Annotated in this window: 15 protein-coding genes; 11 read left to right on the top strand and 4 right to left on the bottom strand. The window is 63.8% G+C overall.

The window, feature by feature from the left end:
• Positions 1 to 51: 51 nt before the first annotated feature.
• Positions 52 to 801: a 2-phospho-L-lactate guanylyltransferase gene (cofC, locus tag ACYP01_RS25000; protein ID WP_080552786.1), complete on the bottom strand. Its 750-nt coding sequence runs from the start codon at positions 799 to 801 to the stop codon at positions 52 to 54.
• Positions 802 to 927: 126 nt separating this feature from the next.
• Here cofC and ACYP01_RS24995 point away from each other — a divergent pair, with 126 nt between their 5' ends.
• The 3 genes from ACYP01_RS24995 (at position 928) to ACYP01_RS24985 (ending at position 4252) form a co-directional block, all read left to right on the top strand.
• Positions 928 to 1926 carry an NAD(P)H-dependent glycerol-3-phosphate dehydrogenase gene (locus ACYP01_RS24995; RefSeq protein ID WP_030535420.1) on the top strand — a complete coding sequence of 333 codons (999 nt, stop codon included), beginning with the start codon at positions 928 to 930 and terminating at the stop codon, positions 1924 to 1926.
• A complete protein-coding gene (locus ACYP01_RS24990) occupies positions 1923 to 3074 on the top strand; it encodes a cystathionine gamma-lyase (protein ID WP_003942728.1) in 1152 nt (383 codons plus the stop codon). The genes ACYP01_RS24995 and ACYP01_RS24990 overlap by 4 nt, the downstream gene beginning before the upstream one ends.
• A gap of 71 nt (positions 3075 to 3145) precedes the next feature.
• Positions 3146 to 4252, top strand: coding sequence for a D-alanine--D-alanine ligase family protein (locus ACYP01_RS24985; RefSeq protein ID WP_459682961.1), 1107 nt, complete (start codon positions 3146 to 3148; stop codon positions 4250 to 4252).
• Here ACYP01_RS24985 and ACYP01_RS24980 read toward each other — a convergent pair whose 3' ends face one another.
• Positions 4253 to 4945 carry a DUF3515 domain-containing protein gene (locus ACYP01_RS24980; RefSeq protein WP_003942765.1) on the bottom strand — a complete coding sequence of 231 codons (693 nt, stop codon included), beginning with the start codon at positions 4943 to 4945 and terminating at the stop codon, positions 4253 to 4255.
• A 77-nt stretch (positions 4946 to 5022) separates the two neighbouring features.
• On the opposite strand from ACYP01_RS24980, the gene ACYP01_RS24975 reads away from it, so the two are divergent.
• From ACYP01_RS24975 to ACYP01_RS24965, 3 genes are read left to right on the top strand one after another with little or no spacing between them, the layout of a single operon-like run.
• Positions 5023 to 6072: a thiamine-phosphate kinase gene (locus tag ACYP01_RS24975; protein WP_459682958.1), complete on the top strand. Its 1050-nt coding sequence runs from the start codon at positions 5023 to 5025 to the stop codon at positions 6070 to 6072.
• A 9-nt stretch (positions 6073 to 6081) separates the two neighbouring features.
• Positions 6082 to 6603, top strand: a complete 522-nt coding sequence (locus ACYP01_RS24970; protein WP_003942761.1) for a gamma carbonic anhydrase family protein — start codon at positions 6082 to 6084, stop codon at positions 6601 to 6603.
• On the top strand, positions 6603 to 7274 hold the full coding sequence (locus ACYP01_RS24965) for a uracil-DNA glycosylase (RefSeq protein ID WP_020907272.1): 672 nt from the start codon (positions 6603 to 6605) through the stop codon (positions 7272 to 7274). The genes ACYP01_RS24970 and ACYP01_RS24965 overlap by 1 nt, the downstream gene beginning before the upstream one ends.
• A 66-nt stretch (positions 7275 to 7340) precedes the next feature.
• On the opposite strand, the gene ACYP01_RS24960 is transcribed toward ACYP01_RS24965, so the two are convergent.
• Positions 7341 to 8135, bottom strand: a complete 795-nt coding sequence (locus tag ACYP01_RS24960) for an enoyl-CoA hydratase-related protein (protein WP_003942812.1) — start codon at positions 8133 to 8135, stop codon at positions 7341 to 7343.
• A gap of 131 nt (positions 8136 to 8266) precedes the next feature.
• A complete protein-coding gene (gene rpmB, locus ACYP01_RS24955; protein ID WP_003942669.1) occupies positions 8267 to 8458 on the bottom strand; it encodes a 50S ribosomal protein L28 in 192 nt (63 codons plus the stop codon).
• A 333-nt stretch (positions 8459 to 8791) separates the two neighbouring features.
• Between rpmB and ACYP01_RS24950 the strand changes: the two genes are divergently transcribed.
• From ACYP01_RS24950 to coaD, 5 genes are all read left to right on the top strand, one after another.
• A complete protein-coding gene (locus tag ACYP01_RS24950; protein WP_065352373.1) occupies positions 8792 to 10501 on the top strand; it encodes a DAK2 domain-containing protein in 1710 nt (569 codons plus the stop codon).
• Between the two features lie 73 nt (positions 10502 to 10574).
• Positions 10575 to 12836 (top strand): ATP-dependent DNA helicase RecG, encoded by a 2262-nt coding sequence (gene recG, locus ACYP01_RS24945; protein WP_459682954.1) that lies wholly within the window; start codon positions 10575 to 10577, stop codon positions 12834 to 12836.
• A 120-nt stretch (positions 12837 to 12956) separates the two neighbouring features.
• Positions 12957 to 16361 carry a pyruvate carboxylase gene (locus tag ACYP01_RS24940; RefSeq protein ID WP_003942675.1) on the top strand — a complete coding sequence of 1135 codons (3405 nt, stop codon included), beginning with the start codon at positions 12957 to 12959 and terminating at the stop codon, positions 16359 to 16361.
• The gene (gene rsmD / locus ACYP01_RS24935; protein WP_003942746.1) at positions 16358 to 16924 is read left to right on the top strand and encodes a 16S rRNA (guanine(966)-N(2))-methyltransferase RsmD; all 567 of its coding nucleotides are present in this window, start codon (positions 16358 to 16360) and stop codon (positions 16922 to 16924) included. The genes ACYP01_RS24940 and rsmD overlap by 4 nt, the downstream gene beginning before the upstream one ends.
• Positions 16921 to 17415, top strand: a complete 495-nt coding sequence (coaD, locus tag ACYP01_RS24930; RefSeq protein WP_003942776.1) for a pantetheine-phosphate adenylyltransferase — start codon at positions 16921 to 16923, stop codon at positions 17413 to 17415. The genes rsmD and coaD overlap by 4 nt, the downstream gene beginning before the upstream one ends.
• The last annotated feature ends 83 nt before the right edge of the window (positions 17416 to 17498 follow it).

Genomic DNA, 17498 nt, shown 5'->3' with positions numbered 1-17498 from the left:
TCGTCGATCATCCCCCACAATCGCGCGGTCCGACAATCGATGAAAGAAAATTCATCGACTGTTCGACGGCGTGGCCTTGAGTCTGGTCAACGAAGCCGATGTCGCGGGGCCTACTCCCAGTGCTCTCACAGTGCCGAGATCGGCATGGGTGTCGACGTCGGTGCGCAGTCCCGGCCATTGGCCATTGAGTGGACGAGCACCTGAATTGGCATGTCCAAGTGCGGATTCCGGCCCGAACCGAGGGTCGAGTGCGCTTTCGCCGCACGCAAACAATGCGGAAGTGCCGGTGCCGTGGTGATCGACGACGACTGAACGTCCGCCGCTTCGGGCCGCGGCCACGGCCTCCGTCAGTTCGCTCGGTTGCATGGCGGGCAAGTCGGCTTGCAGCACAACGAGGTCGACCACTCCGCGCTTGGCTCGGATATCGGCGGCCGCTGCACTCAACGCCGCGTTGAGGGTTTCCTCCGTGCGCGGTGTTGCGCCGTTGGTTCGGGCGCCGTCGGGAGCTGGATCGGCGTAGACCGTCACGCCGACGGAATATGCAAGGGCGGCAACGGTGGGGTCTGGGGTGACCACTGTGACGCTGTCGATGGCCGAGACGGCTGCAACTGTGGCGAGGGTGTCGTGAAGCATGGCCAACACGAGGTCTGCACGCGCGTCCGAGTCGAGTTCGCCCGCGAGGCGGGACTTGGCCGATCTCAAGGACTTGACGGCCACTATCGCATGCATGGGGCGTTCGATCTCCGTGCGCGCATGCGGTGTCTCCACGGCGTGTGGGTACGGGGGTTCCGCGCTGTCCATCCCTCGATCTTGCCAGTCATCACGCTCGGTGTCCGCGGCTGCCCACCGCAGTGCACCACAGGCGATACTCTGTGCAGACGATTTTTCTGGCGGCGACCCGCTTCGCCGGGTAGACGGGGTGAGCGTGTGAGTAAGGCAGCTGTATTGGGCGCAGGTTCGTGGGGAACGGCGTTGGCGAAGGTGATGGCCGAGGCCGGAACCGACGTGACGATGTGGGCCAGGCGTGAAGAGGTCGCGAAGCGCATCGACACCACGCACGAGAACAGCGACTATCTGCCAGGCATTGCTTTGCCTTCGTCGATTCGCGCGACCCACCACCACGAGGAGGCGATGGCAGGTGCTGACTTCATCGTGCTGGCGGTTCCCTCGCAGTCGCTACGAGCAAACCTGGAGCAGTGGAAAGGCTCGATCGGACCCGATGCGACTCTGCTGAGTCTGGCCAAGGGAATCGAGACCGGGACGCTCATGCGCATGAGCCAGGTCATCGTGTCGGTGACCGGCGTGGAACCGGGGCGCGTCGCGGTGCTCTCGGGCCCGAACCTTGCACACGAGATCGCCGGCGGGCAGCCCGCGGCGACGGTGATCGCCTGTTCGGATTCCTCGCGTGCCCTCGCTCTCCAGGATGCTTGTGCTACCGGCTATTTCAGGCCGTACACCAACTCCGACGTCATCGGATGCGAGATCGGTGGTGCGTGTAAGAACGTGATCGCGCTGGCCTGCGGCATGGCCGCCGGCAGTGGATTCGGCGACAACACGGTCGCCAGCATCATCACCCGTGGGCTCGCCGAGACGATTCGTCTCGGCGTTGCGCTCGGCGCCAAGGCGTCGACTCTTGCAGGCTTGGCGGGTGTCGGTGACCTGGTAGCGACATGCACGTCCGAGTTGTCGCGAAACCGGACGTTCGGAGAGCGGCTCGGACGAGGCGGGTCGATGGAGTCGGCACAGAAGGCAACCAACGGTCAGGTCGCCGAGGGCGTGAAGTCGTGCACGTCGGTACGCGCACTCGCTGCCGGATACGACGTGGAGATGCCGTTGACCGACGCGGTCCACCGGGTGTGCCACGAAGGCATGGCCGTCAGCGATGCGATCGGTCAGTTGCTCGGACGCCGGACGAAGCCGGAATGAGTGAAATCGGTGTGGGTCGCTTCGAGGATTACGGGGATTCGACGCGCAGCGTGAGCGCCGTCGCGCGCGAACACGCCGCGGGTCAGCCCATGCAACTGGGCCCGATATTCGCTGCGCCGTACCAACTTTCGGCGGACGAAGGTTCCGAGTCCGATACCTATGCACGTGCGTCGAACCCGGGTTGGCGCGGACTCGAATCCGCGCTCGCGGCGCTCGAGAGAGCGGACCACGCCCTCGTCATGGGATCGGGGATGTCCGCGATCACCGCTACCTTGCGCAGCGTCCTCGTCGCGGGGGATACCGTCGTCGTGCCCTCGGACGGGTACTACCAAGTGCGGTTGTACGCGAACGAGCGCCTCGCGCCGTTGGGAATCACCGTTCGCGAGGTTTCGACTCTGCAGATGGGCGACGCGAGCTTCGTAGATCTGCTCGACGCGTCACCGGGCCGCGTGGTCGTCGTCGCCGAGACGCCGTCCAACCCGGTGCTGGACGTGGTCGACCTTCGCGTGCTCGCCGACGTGTGCCACCGTTCGGGTGCGCTGCTGATCGTCGACAACACGACCGCGACACCGCTGGGTCAGCGCCCGCTCGAATTGGGTGCCGACGTCGTGGTGGCCAGCGGTACCAAGGCTCTCAGCGGGCACAGTGACCTCCTGATGGGTTACGTCGCCACCTCCGATGCGGCAGTGAGTCGGCGAATCGAGCGTGAGCGACTTCTCTCGGGAACGGTGCTCGGCCCCTTCGAGACGTGGCTTGCGCACCGGAGCCTCGGCACGGCAGGCCTGCGATTCGGGCGTCAGTGCGACAACGCGCTGGCGCTTGCCGAGATGTTGGTAAATCACAAAGCAGTCCGGTCCGTTCGTTACCCCGGCCTTCGCGGTGACCCGTCCTATGCAACGGCATCCGGTCAGATGAATCGATTCGGCGGATTGGTGAGCGTCGAGTTGGATTCGGCTCAGGCCTTCCACTCGTTCGTCGAAGCGAGCGCTCTCGTCACGGCTGCTACCAGCTTCGGCGGGATCCACACGACGGCGGATCGCCGTGCGCGCTGGGGCGATCCGGTCAGTGCGGGGTTTGTCCGAATCGCTTGTGGCATCGAGGACACCGCCGATCTCCTGGCCGACATCGAGCGCGCACTCGACGCGTAAACGGGCCGGGTCGACGAAATCGGTCCGGCCCGATCGCGTGCCGCAGTCGATTCGGCGGTACGGTTTGACGCGTGAACAGCAGTCGTACCCGCGTGGCCGTGATCTTCGGTGGCCGGAGCAATGAGCATTCAGTGTCCTGTGTTTCCGCCGGAAGCGTCCTGAGCAACCTCGACCCCGATCGGTACGACGTCGTACCGATCGGCATCACCGTCGACGGTTCCTGGGTGCTCGGTTCGAGCGACCCCAGTTCCCTCGCGATCAGCGGGCGCGCGCTGCCGTCGGTCGACAAAGACGGAACGTCGGTGGTCCTCAGCGCGGACCCCACCCGCGAGGGCGAGGTCATCTCCTTCGACGGCTCCGACGCCGGTGCTGTGCTCGCGTCGGTCGACGTCGTGTTCCCCGTTCTTCATGGGGCTTACGGCGAAGACGGCACGATCCAGGGTCTGCTCGAACTTGCCGGGGTTCCGTACGTCGGACCCGGAGTTCTGGCCAGCGCCGCCGGCATGGACAAAGAGTTCACGAAGAAGCTTCTTGCTGCTGAAGGACTTCCCGTTGGACTGCAGGTCGTGCTTCGACCGGGAACCGCAACGCTGACCGAAGAGCAGAAGGCGGAATTGGGCCTTCCGGTTTTCGTCAAGCCCGCTCGTGGAGGCTCGTCCATCGGCATCACTCGGGTGAGCAATTGGGACGGTCTGGACGGGGCGATCGCTCATGCACGCCTGCATGATCCCAAGGTGATCGTCGAAGGCGCGATCATCGGCCGCGAGGTGGAATGCGGTGTCCTCGAATTCCCGAACGGCGACGTCAAGGCGAGTGTGGTCGCCGAGATCCGGATGCCGGATTCCGACGCCGATTCGGACGCGTTCTACGACTTCGACACCAAGTACCTCGACGACGTCTGTGAATTCGACATCCCCGCGAAACTCGACGAGTCGGTGAGCGACCAGATTCGAGAGCTTGCTGTCCGCGCGTTCAAGGCACTCGATTGCCAGGGACTCTCGCGGGTCGATTTCTTCGTCACGGCTGACGGCCCGGTGATCAACGAGATCAACACGATGCCCGGGTTCACTTCCATCTCGATGTACCCGAAGATGTGGAACGCCACCGGAATCGATTACCGCACTTTGATTTCGACTCTGGTCGACACCGCCGTCGCTCGCGGCACCGGCCTTCGCTGATCAGGGAACCGCGACCGGCGCCGGGTCGAGAGGCTTCTGTTCGAGAGTCGCCGTGATGGTGTCGGAGATTTCCTGAATCGGCGTCGGACCGGTCCCGTCGGGGATCGTGATACCGATGTATTCACCGCGGTCTACGGCAAACCAAGTGCTCGCCGCCAAACCGATGTCGGTTCCCGAGACCTGGAACCACTGGACACCGTTCACGACCTGTAGTGCTGCAGCCTGGTCGAACTCGGACGGACGGTCGAGTCCGCAGCGCAAGACGATCGGCTCTCCTTCGCTGCGCTGCCACGCTGCCGCACCGGCCGGAGCAGGTTCTACCAATTCGGCTTTCGTGAAGTCGTCGATCTTGTCGGGGAGCGCGCCGAGAAGGGAAACGCAGGCCGGCGACTCCGCTGCCGGTGCCGGCACGGGTCCCAAAGCAACCGGCGAGAGTTCAGGGTTGTTTCCCGCGACGACGGCCGCGATCACTACTCCGACGATCAGGGCTACCGGGAGTGCGATGGCGGTGGCGATCAGCGCCGGACTGCGGCGCTCTGACGGATCGTCGTCGCCGTCGGGGTCGATGTCGGCGTTGTCTGCGGTGGAGGTGTTTTCTGCCATGCTCAGTTCTTCGCTCGGGTCCTGGTCCAGTCGATCAGCGGTCTTGTCACTTCTGAGAGCATGTCGGTGAATCGGTAGGATTGCCGACACACGCGTGAGCTTGCAGAAGCATTCACGACCACAGCTAGAAGGTACCGCAGGCCGCTTACGAGCGAATTGCGTCGGCATTGGAGAGACTCATCGCATCGTCGGAGTTCACTGCATCATCGGAGTTCGCTGCATCATCGGGGTTCGGGTCGGAGCCCACTGTCGAGCAGGTGGGGGAGTTCGACGTGATCGCGCGATCTCTTCTCGGCCGAATCCAACCGGTCACCACTGAATTGGGGCCGGGTGACGATGCCGCCATCGTGACTTCCGGAGACGGCCGTGTGGTTGTCTCGTCCGACATGTTGGTCGAAGGTCGTCATTTCCGAATGGATTGGTCTTCACCACGCGACATCGGCCGGAAGGCAGTGGCACAGAACGCTGCTGATGTGGTCTCGATGGGAGCGCGGCCGACGGCCTTCACGGTGTCTCTGGGGTGCCCGTCTTCGACACCCGTCGACGTGGTCGACGCAATCTCCGCGGGAATCTGGGACGCGGCAACCGATCTGGGCGCTGGTGTGGTCGGCGGTGACCTGGTCCAGTCACCGGTGATCGTGGTGTCGGTGACCGTGCTCGGCGATCTCGGTGGCCGTGCGGCAGTTCTGCGTTCGGGAGCAAAGATCGGTGACAAGATCGCGGTCGCCGGGTTGTTCGGTTGCTCGGCAGCAGGGTTGGCACTACTGCTCGACGAAGCCGTACTGCTCGACAAGCCCGCAAACTTTCCAGATTTGCTTGCCTCCCATCGCGTTCCGAATCCTCCGTATCAATCGGCATGGGACGCCGCAGAATCAGCACATTCCATGACGGACGTGTCCGACGGATTGATCGCGGATCTTCGACATCTCGCAGAGGCCTCGCACGCGCGGTTCGACATCTTCTCGGCTGCGGTTCCGACCTCACCCGATGTCGCATCGGCGGCCGAGGCGCTCGACGTCGATCCGCTGGACTGGATCCTCTCCGGTGGTGAAGATCACGGATTTGCAGCAACTTTCGGGCCTGAGGTCGAGATTCCGTCGGGTTGGATCGTGATCGGTGAGGTTGCCGCCGGTTCGGGCGTGAGCGTCGACGGTTCGCTTCGCGAGAGCGGCGGGGGCTGGCACAGCTTTTCGACCACCGGTACCACCGCGGTATAGGTTGCTTTCATGGCTGTATACGCACTTGGAGACAGAGTTCCGGACATTCATCCGGACGCATACGTCCACCCGGACGCGGTGGTGATCGGCGCCGTGACTCTCGCAGCGGGTACCTCGATCTGGCCGCAAGCGGTATTGCGTGGTGACTACGGAACCATTTCGGTGGGAATTGGATCGAACATCCAGGACGGAACCGTCATCCATTGCACCGCCGTCGATGCGACTGTCATCGGTTCCGGTTGCGTCGTGGGCCACAACGCGCACATCGAGGGATCGACCATCGAGGACCATTGCCTGATCGCGTCGGGGTCAGTTGTTCTCAACGGAACGGTGATCGGGACGGGGTCGATCGTCGCCGCGGGTGCGGTGGTGGCCAACAAGATGCAGGTTCCCCCGCGCAGCATGGCACTCGGTGTGCCCGCCAAGGTCCGTGCGGGATACGAGGTTCCGCTCGGCCACCTCGACGGAAACGTCAAGATGTACGCAGCCAATGCGGCGTACTACCGCGACGCGTTGCGCAGGCTCGACTGATGGCGCCGCTTGCAGAGATCGTCGATCCAGGGTGGGCGCGGGCACTCGAACCGGTCTCGGAGCAGATCTCCGCGATGGGTAAGTTCTTGCGCGAAGAGATCGCTGCGGGACGGGAGTATCTGCCTGCGGGAGAGAACGTCTTGCGTGCATTCACGAATCCGTTCGACGACGTTCGGGTGCTCATCGTCGGTCAAGACCCCTATCCGACGCCCGGTCATGCTGTCGGGTTGAGCTTTTCGGTTGCCCCGGACGTGCGGCCGGTTCCGCGAAGTCTCGGTAATATCTACAAGGAGTATCACCAGGATCTCGGGTTGCCGATACCGCCGAACGGCGATCTGACGCCGTGGTCGAAACAAGGTGTGCTGCTTCTCAATCGCGTACTCACCGTGCAGCCGGGTCAAGCCGCTTCTCATCGTAAGAAGGGCTGGGAGCCGGTGACCGAGCAGGCTATCCGCGCTTTGGTGGCGCGGTCGTCACCGATGGTGGCGATCTTGTGGGGTCGTGACGCGGCCACTCTCGCGCCGATGCTGGGCGACACACCGATCATCGAATCAGCGCACCCGTCACCGCTTTCGGCTTCGCGCGGGTTCTTCGGTTCGCGCCCGTTCAGTCGTGCGAACGAACTCTTGACCGGACTCGGAGCTGACCCGGTGGACTGGAATCTGGGCTGATCGATCAGCGTCTGCACTTACCCGGCATGCCGAACGTCGTGACACGACATTCGGCATGCCAGCTGACTAGGCCTGCTTTGCGGAAGTGAAATCGGGCCGACGCTTGTCGACGAACGCGTCGACGCCCTCGCGTCCGATCGGGCTGTTCGCTGCGATGGCGATGGACGCGGCTTCGGCGTCGAGTTGCTCGGCGAGCGAGTTCGTCCGCGACGAACGCAGCAGTGCTTTGATTCCCGAGTACGACGTACTCGGTCCGTTGGCCAAAGCGCGGGCGAGGCGAGCTGCCTCTTCCTGGACCTCGTCGTCGCCGACGAGTCGGGTGAGGATCCCCAGGCGGACGGCTTCGTCGCCACCGATCACCGAATCGTTGAGAAGAATCTCGCGAGCGCGTGCCACGCCGACGATGCGTGGAAGCGTCCACGACATTCCGCCGTCCGGGGTGAAACCGATGGAGGGGTACGCGGGGCGAAGCTTGGTGCCGGTGCCGCCGATTGCGACGTCGGCGAGGCAGACCAGGCTCATTCCGGCGCCGGCAGCCCATCCGTGGACCCCGGCCACCACTGGAGCGGTCGCAGCGTCGAGCGCGCGAACGAACACGTGGAAGACGCGGGCAACCTCGGCCACGTACTCGCCGCGGTCAGGGGCTGCGGCGAACGCACGGACGTTGCCGCCGGCACAGAAGTTTGCGCCTTCGCCGACCAGAAGGATGCTCCCGATGTCGTTTCCGACTGTCTCGAGCGCCTGCGCGCCCTGAACCAGTCCTTCGTCGTCGAGGGAGGTGCCGTTGGCGGCGGTGGAAATGGTGATGCGGAGTACGCCCTCGTCGAGGGTCACTTTGCTCAGGTCATCGATGGAAGTCACTCAACGCACATTACGGGTGTCCGACAGCCATACGAAACACGGGGACACATAGATACAGCCACATAGATACAGCTCTGCCCCCGTCACCGAAGTGACGGGGGCAGAGCCTGCAATAGTTTGTGCTCGGGCAATCAGCCCCGAGCGACCTTGCCTGCCTTCAGGCAGGAGGTGCACACGTTGACCTTACGGGTGTTACCCGGGGCAACCTCGGTACGAACAGACTGAATGTTCGGGTTCCAGCGACGATTGGTACGCCGGTGCGAGTGCGAGACCGACTTACCGAAGCCGGGCCCCTTGGCGCATACGTCGCAGACGGCAGCCATAGTCGCGAACTCCTTGTTAGAAATGAATATTGAAGTGGTTACCCTACACGGTAGGGCAGCCAGAATTACAATCCGAATATACTCGACTTCGAACCGATCCTTGACCGCTCACTGTGCAGCCGAACGTGAAAACAGTCAATCAGCAACAAACAAAGTGCAGCATTATTTCGTGTAGCCCGTTCGAGGCAACCGTGTAAGAGTAACCGCATCCGGCCCGAATGGCCAAACCGCCCGGTAATGACGGTTGCGCAGAAGCGTCGGACTACCCTCGACTGCACCGATCACCGATCTCTTTTTCATCGTCAGTCTTTCCATCGTCGAGGGGAACCGTCAGTGGGGGAAGTGCAACGCGTCGCCGAGGAAGCGGAATCCGTCGCGGACGGACATCTGCTGCGGCGCTGGGCCCGCCGGGCGGTCGACAGCCTCCAGAAACGTCGCGGTGAGATCAACAGCCTCAACGTCTTTCCCATCCCTGATTCGGATACCGGCACCAATCTGCTGTTCACGATGCGGGCTGCACTCGATTCCGCCGAGACGATCGAGGACGACGTCCGCAGTGCGGGCCGCGTCGCCAACGCTCTGGCTCGGGGCGCCGTGTCCGGTGCTCGCGGTAATTCCGGAGTGATCCTCTCCCAGGTGATCCGGGGCATCGCCGAGAGCGTTCAAGGTGAGCACATCGACGGCCGTAGCTTCGCGAACTCGCTGACCACGGCGACGACGCTGGCCTCTCGGGCTGTCTCCGATCTGGTGGAAGGCACCATCGTCACGGTATTGCGCGCATCGGGAGAAGCAGCGCAGGAGTGCGTCGACACCAGGACACCGAGCGGCGAGGATCTTGCATCCGTGGTTGCCGCCGCTGCCGACGCCGCTGCGATCGCACTGAACAAGACGCCGGAGCAACTGGACGTTCTCGCGTCCGCCGGGGTGGTCGATGCAGGGGGATTCGGTCTGGTTCTGATCCTCGACGCCTTTGTCGAGGTGCTGACCGGGAAGCCGCAGGTTCGCGAAGATCTGGGGACGCCGGACCCGAGGTCGAGCGCAGTTGTCGACGTCAGCGCATTCGATCACGATTGGGCTCACAAGAGCCCGATCGAATGTGGTGATCACTCGGAACAGGATTTCGAGGTCATGTACCTCGTCGACGACTCCGACGACGATCGCATGACGGCGCTGCGCACGCGGCTGTCCGTCCTCGGAGATTCGACGGTCATCGTCAGCGACGGTTTCGGCGGCTGGTCGGTGCACGTGCATTGCTGCGATGCCGGTGCAGCCGTGGAAGCCGGCCTCGAGGCCGGGAAGGTTCACGGTATTCGCATCAGCAGTTTTCTCGTCGACGAACGCGACCAGTTGGTGGCACGGGCGGAGAGGCGATTCCCCGGGGCCGGCGCGCGCGGCGTACTGGCCGTCGTTGCCGGTGACAGCGCGGCGGCGTTGTTCGAGAGTGAGGGTGCGACGGTTCTTCGGTGCGACGATGCGCCGGTGACACGCGCACAACTGCTCGGCCGCATTCGTCAGATGGAACGCAGCGAAGTTCTGGTGCTTCCGAACGGAGCTTTGACCGCTCAGGAACTCGTCGCAGTCAGTGCCGCTGCACGCGATCCGCTTCACCAGGTTCTGCTGCTGTCGACGTCGTCGATGGTCCAGGGCTTGGCAGCACTTGCCGTTCACGACCCTCAGCGCAACGTCGCCGACGACGGCTTCACGATGTCCGAGGCGGCGGCCGCCACGCGCTGGGGATCGTTGCGGATCGCGGTCGAGCGTTCGCTGACCTACGTCGGGACATGTGATCCGGGTGACGCGATCGGTCTGATGGGGCACGAGGTGGTGCTCATCGGTCCCGACGTCGCGGAGTCGAGTGCGCGACTGGTCGACCTCGCGCTCGGATCCGGTGGCGAACTCGTGACCCTACTCATGGGCGCAGACGCGCCGGACGACCTGGCCGGGCAGCTCGAGGCGCACGTCGTCGCGCACCACCCGGGCGTCGACGTGCTCGTCTATCAGGGTGATCAGCCGGGTGACCTGTTCCAGTTGGGCGTGGAGTGATCGAACCGGGTCTGTCGGTGACTGCTGATATACGAACACATGTGCTTACCGCGACACTGTGCTGGAGGAACTGATGGCGACGCTCGCCGACCCACTCGATCGGCTGCTGGGAAAGAAGACCGCGGACGCACTCGACGAGGCATTCGAGATCCGCACCGTCGAGGACCTGCTGCGTCACTACCCACACCGGTACGCGTCGGCAGGCAAGGAGCTTGCCGAGAAGGAGCCGCCCGAGGGTGAGCACATCACCATCATCGCGCGGGTGGCGTCGGCCGCCGTCGTGAAGATGAAGAACCGTCCGGGGCAGATGTTGCGAGTATCGCTGGCGACTGATTCGCAGACCGTGGACGTCACGTTCTTCAACCCGCAGAAGGTGCGGCACGTCATCAAGCCCGGCGTTCGGGCGATGTTCTCCGGGACGGTGAAGTACTTCCGCGGCAAGTGGTCTCTCACTCATCCGAGCTACCTGATTCTCCCGGAACCTCGTGTCGGCGAAGAGGATTCGGTAGTTCCGCTTGCATCCATCAAGGGAGCCGGTGACCTTGCGGGCCTGGCTCGCGCAAATCAGGATCCCGGCGCCGAACTCGATCTGTCCGTCTTCGACCGCGCATTGATCCCGCTGTACCCGGCGACCCGCGAGGTCGAGAGCTGGACCATCATGCGGTGCGTGCGGCAAGTGCTCGACCAACTCGATCCGATCGAGGAGCCGTTGCCCGCCGAGACTCGGGCCGAGCACGGATTCATCGGTTTGGACGAGGCGCTGCGCACCGTTCACCTGCCAGATACCAAGGAAGACATCGAACGAGCACAGGATCGTCTGCGTTTCGACGAGGCGCTGTCTCTGCAGTTGGTCCTCGCGATGCGTCGTCACGACAATTCCGAGCGTGTGGCTCCGGCCTGCGCTCCGGTCGCCGGCGGGATCGCGGACCAGTTCGAGGAGATGCTCCCGTTCACTCTGACGGAGGGACAGCAAGCAGTCGCGGAGGAGATCTCCACCGACCTTGCCCGCCCACACCCGATGAGCCGCCTTCTTCAGGGCGAGGTCGGGTCAGGCAAGACGATCGTGGCTCTGCGCGCGATGCTGCAGGTCGTCGATGCGGGTTATCAGTGCGCGTTGCTCGCACCCACCGAGGTCCTGGCAAATCAGCACGCGCGATCACTGCGCAAGATGATGGGCTCGCTGGCTGCAGGTGGTGAACTCGGTTCTGCCGAACATTCCACCCGTATCGCCCTTCTTACCGGCTCGCTGCCAGTCGCTGCGAAGCGCGCAGCGCTGCTCGAAGCCGTGACCGGCGACGCCGGGATCGTCATCGGTACCCATGCGCTCATTCAGGACAACGTCGAGTTCTTCAACCTCGGCATGGTTGTCGTCGACGAGCAACACCGCTTCGGCGTCGAGCAACGTGATCAGTTGCGATCACGTGCCCGTGAAGGACTGAGTCCGCATCTGCTGGTGATGACGGCAACGCCGATTCCGCGAACCATCGCCATGACCGTGCTCGGCGACCTCGAGGTCTCGACCCTGCGAGAGCTTCCACGTGGGCGAACCCCGATCAAGAGCAGTGTCGTGCCCGCGAAGCAGAAGCCGCAATGGGTCGATCGCGCATGGGAACGAATCCGTGAGGACGTCGCCGACGGCCGTCAGGCGTATGTCGTGTGCTCGCGGATCGGTGACGGCGAGCAGGGTGCAGGCGAAGATCAGTTCACCGAGGGGAAGCAGCCCGAGACCAAGTCGGCGGTCGACGTCTTCGAAGAGCTGTCGAGTGGTCCGCTGGCCGATCTGCGAGTCGGGTTGCTGCACGGTCGACTGCCTTCCGACGAAAAGGACGTCGTGATGAGCGCGTTCAACGTCGGTGACATCGACGTCCTCGTCTGTACGACCGTTGTCGAAGTCGGTGTCGACGTTCCGAACGCGACGGTGATGGTGATCGTCGACGCCGAGCGGTTCGGCGTCAGTCAGCTCCATCAGTTGCGTGGCCGCGTCGGTCGAGGGAAACACCAGGGACTGTGCATCCTCGTCACCGGAAGCAATCCCGGGGGACCGGCGTACGAGCGGCTCTCGGCGGTGGCAGCGACCAACGACGGGTTCGAACTGGCTCAACTCGACCTCGCGACCAGACGTGAAGGAGACATCCTCGGTGCGGCGCAGTCGGGCACAACCTCGAATCTGCGGCTGCTTTCCCTCATGGCCCATGGAGACATCCTCGAGTCCGCCAGGGAGTTCGCTCAGGGAATCGTCGACTCCGATCCGTCGCTCGACGGTCATCCCGCCCTCGCGTCCATGGTGACCGCTGCCCTGGACTCCGACCGGATCGAGTACCTCGAGAAGTCGTGAAGGGTATGACGACAAGCTGAAATCGAATAGCACGAGGACCGCTGGGTTGGTTTCTCGATTCAGTCCGAAATATGAGACTCCGCATGTAGACGCAAGATGAAATCGGGGTAGTTTTCTCGAATGTTCTCCAAAGTGCTCGTCGCGAACCGCGGCGAAATTGCGATCCGTGCCTTCCGCGCCGCCTACGAACTAGGTGCCGGAACCGTCGCGGTGTTCCCGTACGAGGATCGGAATTCGATCCACCGTCTCAAGGCAGACGAGAGCTACCAGATCGGGGAGAAGGGTCACCCCGTTCGCGCGTATCTCTCGGTCGAGGAAATCGTCGCCGCCGCCAAGAGCGCCGGAGCCGACGCCATCTACCCCGGTTACGGCTTCCTCTCCGAGAACCCGGACTTGTCGGCGGCGTGTGCCGAGGCAGGCATCAAGTTCGTCGGCCCGTCCGCCGAGATCCTCGAGTTGACCGGAAACAAGGCTCGGGCCATCGCAGCGGCAAAGGCCGCCGGTCTCCCGGTGCTCGCGTCTTCGGAGCCGTCAGCGGACATCGACGAGTTGCTCGCAGCCGCCGAGGACATGACCTTCCCGCTCTTCGTCAAGGCTGTCGCAGGCGGCGGTGGGCGCGGAATGCGCCGTGTTGCGGAGCGCTCACAGCTCAAGGAATCGATCGAAGCCGCAGCGCGCGAAGCGGAATCGGCCTTCGGCGATTCGACGGTCTTCCTCGAGCAGGCCGTCATCGACCCCCGGCACATCGAAGTGCAGATCCTCGCCGACGAGCAGGGCAACGTCATCCACCTCTTCGAGCGTGACTGCTCGCTGCAACGTCGCCACCAGAAGGTGATCGAGCTCGCTCCGGCGCCCAATCTCTCCGAAGAGTTGCGCGCCAAGATCTGTGCCGACGCCGTCGCCTTCGCGAAGGAGATCGGATACACGTGCGCGGGCACCGTCGAGTTCCTTCTCGACAAGCGCGGCAACCACGTCTTCATCGAGATGAACCCGCGAATTCAGGTCGAGCACACCGTCACCGAAGAAGTGACGGACGTGGACCTGGTCCAGTCGCAGCTCAAGATCGCGTCCGGTTCGACGCTTGCAGAACTTGGTCTGTCACAGGAGACGATCAAGCTTCGCGGCGCGGCGCTGCAGTGCCGCATCACGACCGAGGATCCGGCAAACGGATTCCGCCCGGACACCGGCCGTATCACCGCATACCGCACCCCGGGCGGAGCCGGTATCCGCTTGGACGGTGGCGCCACACTCGGCGCCGAGGTCGGAGCGTACTTCGATTCCATGCTGGTCAAACTCACTTGTCGCGGTCGCGACCTCGAAGCCGCTGTGGCGAGAGCTCGCCGCGCGGTCACCGAGTTCCGCATTCGTGGTGTCTCGACCAACATTCCGTTCCTGCAGGCGGTTCTCGACGACCCGGACTTCCGGGCGGGACGCGTGACAACCTCCTTCATCGAGGAACGTCCTCAGCTGCTGACTCTGCGTTCTTCGGCAGACCGCGGCACGAAGATCCTGACCTACCTCGCGGATGTGACTGTCAACAAGCCGCACGGGGAGCGTCCCTCGGCGGTGTACCCGCAGGACAAGCTGCCCAAGATCGATCTTTCGACACCCCCTCCTGCCGGTAGCCGTCAGCGCCTCCTCGAACTCGGACCCGAAGGTTTCGCGAAGGCACTGCGTGAGCAGAAGGCAGTCGGCGTCACCGACACCACCTTCCGTGACGCGCACCAGTCGTTGTTGGCCACGCGAGTTCGAACCAGCGGACTGCTCGGAGTAGCGGGGCACGTTGCGCGGTTGACGCCGGAACTGCTCTCGATCGAAGCCTGGGGCGGCGCGACCTACGATGTGGGACTTCGCTTCCTGCACGAGGATCCGTGGTACCGGCTTGCCGCACTGCGCGAGGCGATTCCCAACATCTGCCTCCAGATGCTTCTTCGCGGTCGAAACACGGTGGGCTACACGCCGTATCCCGAAAAGGTCACGCGCGCATTCGTTCAGGAAGCCACCGACACCGGCATCGACATCTTCCGAATCTTCGACGCGCTCAACAACGTCGACCAGATGCGCCCTGCCATCGACGCGGTGCGTGAGACCGGAACGGCTCTCGCCGAGGTGGCGTTGAGCTACACCGGCGATCTGTCGGATCCGAACGAAACGCTGTACACGCTCGACTACTACCTGAAGTTGGCAGAAGAGATCGTCGATGCGGGCGCTCACGTGCTCGCGATCAAGGACATGGCGGGCCTGCTGCGCGCTCCGGCGGCCACCAAGCTCGTGACGGCGCTACGCAGCAACTTCGATCTTCCGGTTCACGTCCACACGCATGACACCCCCGGTGGACAGTTGGCCACGTATTTCGCCGCGTGGCAGGCGGGCGCCGACGCAGTCGACGGTGCTTCGGCGGCACTGGCCGGAACCACCAGTCAGCCTGCGCTCTCGGCCATCGTTGCCGCCGCTGCGCACTCCGAGTTCGACACCGGGCTGAACCTGCAGAACGTGTGCGACCTCGAACCGTACTGGGAGGCGCTGCGAAAGGTGTACGCGCCGTTCGAATCCGGACTGCCGGCGCCGACGGGACGTGTGTACACGCACGAGATTCCGGGCGGCCAGCTCTCCAATCTCCGGACCCAGGCCGTTGCTCTCGGTCTCGGCGACCGGTTCGAAGAGGTCGAAGCCAAGTACGCCGACGCGGACCGCATGCTCGGGCATCTCGTGAAGGTGACGCCGTCGTCGAAGGTCGTCGGCGACCTCGCCCTCCACCTTGTCGGCGCCGGCGTGCCTTCGGAGGAGTTTGCCGCAGATCCGGCGAAGTTCGACATTCCCGACTCCGTGGTGGGCTTCCTGCGCGGTGAACTCGGTACGCCTCCCGGTGGTTGGCCGGAACCGTTCCGCAGCAAGGCACTCGAAGGACGTGGCCAGGCCAAGCCCGAAGCGACGTTGTCCGCTGAGGACGAGGTGCTGCTCGAGGGCTCGTCGAAGGACCGTCAGGCGACGCTGAATCGTCTGCTGTTCCCCGGCCCGACAAAGGAATTCCTCGAACACCGCGAGAAGTACGGTGACACGTCGCGGCTTTCGGCGAACCAGTTCTTCTACGGTTTGCGGCGCGGCGACGAACACCGCGTCGAGTTGGCTCCCGGCGTTGAGCTGATCATCGGTCTCGAAGCGATCTCCGAGCCCGACGAGCGCGGCTACCGCACTGTCATGTGCATCCTGAACGGTCAATTGCGCCCGGTCTCGATCCGCGATCGCTCCATTGCCAGTGACGTACCGGTGGCGGAGAAGGCCGACAAGAACAACCCGGGCCACGTGGCGGCACCGTTCGCGGGCGTCGTGACGCTCGCGGTGAAGGAAGGCCAGAAGATCGAGGCCGGCGACACCGTGGCCACGATCGAAGCAATGAAGATGGAAGCGGCGATCACCTCGCCGCGCGCCGGCGTCGTCTCTCGGATCGCGATCAGCGCCGTCCAACAGGTCGAGGGCGGAGACCTGCTGGTAGTCGTCTCGACGGGGGAGAGCGCCGCAGAGTGACACGCATCATCTCGGGACTTGCGGGCGGTCGACGCCTGCGAGTCCCGCCGAGCGGCACCCGTCCGACGTCGGATCGGGTTCGTGAGGCGCTGTTCAGTGCTCTCGAAGCGCGCATCGATCTCGAAGGGTGCGCGGTTCTCGACCTCTTTGCGGGTTCGGGTGCTCTCGGCCTCGAGGCGCTCTCGCGGGGAGCCGAGCACGTTGTTCTCGTGGAATCGGATGCCAAGGCTGCTGCCGTCATCAAGGCGAACATCGGCACTGTCGCGTTGCCTGGGGCGACGGTTCGCGCCGCTCCGGTTGCGGCCGTGGTCTCGGGTCCGAGCGCGCGTGAATACGACATCGTGATCGCGGACCCACCGTATGCGGTAACCGACGAGGCTGTCGTGTCCATGCTCGCTGATCTGCAGGCCAACAAATGGGTGGGGGAGGGCACGATCGTGGTACTCGAACGATCGTCGCGCTCGCCGGAGACCGTGTGGCCTCAGGGCTACGAGCCGATCAAGGCCAAGAACTACGGTGAAGCCCGCATCGAGCTGGCCACCTGCTACGGTCTGGACTCATGACTGGCGCCGTCTGTCCCGGATCCTTCGACCCTGTGACCAACGGTCACCTCGACGTAATCGGAAGAGTTGCTGCGCAATTCGACGAGGTCGTGGTCACCGTGCTGATCAACAAGAGCAAGCGTGGCATGTTCACGATCGACGAGCGGATCGAGATGCTCGAAGACGCGACGAGTCACCTGCCCAACGTTCGCGTCACGTCGTGGCACGGATTGTTGGTCGACTACGCGAAACAAGAAGGCCTCAGCGCGATCGTCAAGGGTCTGCGCGGCGCGAACGACTTCGATTACGAGCTGCAGATGGCTCAGATGAATCAGAAGCTCACGGGCGTCGACACACTGTTCGTCGCCACGAATCCGACGTACAGCTACCTGTCGAGTTCTCTGGTGAAGGAAGTCGCGACTTTCGGCGGCGACGTCTCCGACATGTTGCCGGCCAAAGTGCATTCTCGGCTACTCGCACGTATCGCCGAGCGAGCAGCCGAAAACAGCTGATCCCCGACACACCGACCACGACGACACCCCGTTGGCCGTTCTTCCGGCAAACTTGGACAGGAACGGGCACAGGTCCGAGTGGA

The organism is Rhodococcus sp. no. 34 (assembly GCF_054589475.1).
The sequence above is the reverse complement of the archived record's forward strand: the minus strand, read 5'-3'. Positions and strand labels throughout refer to the sequence as shown.

What these genes read in the sequence shown, in the direction of transcription:
- cofC (WP_080552786.1), bottom strand. Translation starts at nt 801, where the DNA reads ATGGACAGCGCGGAACCCCCGTACCCACACGCCGTGGAGACACCGCAT.
- ACYP01_RS24990 (WP_003942728.1), top strand. Translation starts at nt 1,923, where the DNA reads ATGAGTGAAATCGGTGTGGGTCGCTTCGAGGATTACGGGGATTCGACG.
- ACYP01_RS24970 (WP_003942761.1), top strand. Translation starts at nt 6,082, where the DNA reads ATGGCTGTATACGCACTTGGAGACAGAGTTCCGGACATTCATCCGGAC.
- ACYP01_RS24965 (WP_020907272.1), top strand. Translation starts at nt 6,603, where the DNA reads ATGGCGCCGCTTGCAGAGATCGTCGATCCAGGGTGGGCGCGGGCACTC.
- rpmB (WP_003942669.1), bottom strand. Translation starts at nt 8,458, where the DNA reads ATGGCTGCCGTCTGCGACGTATGCGCCAAGGGGCCCGGCTTCGGTAAG.
- recG (WP_459682954.1), top strand. Translation starts at nt 10,575, where the DNA reads ATGGCGACGCTCGCCGACCCACTCGATCGGCTGCTGGGAAAGAAGACC.
- ACYP01_RS24940 (WP_003942675.1), top strand. Translation starts at nt 12,957, where the DNA reads ATGTTCTCCAAAGTGCTCGTCGCGAACCGCGGCGAAATTGCGATCCGT.
- coaD (WP_003942776.1), top strand. Translation starts at nt 16,921, where the DNA reads ATGACTGGCGCCGTCTGTCCCGGATCCTTCGACCCTGTGACCAACGGT.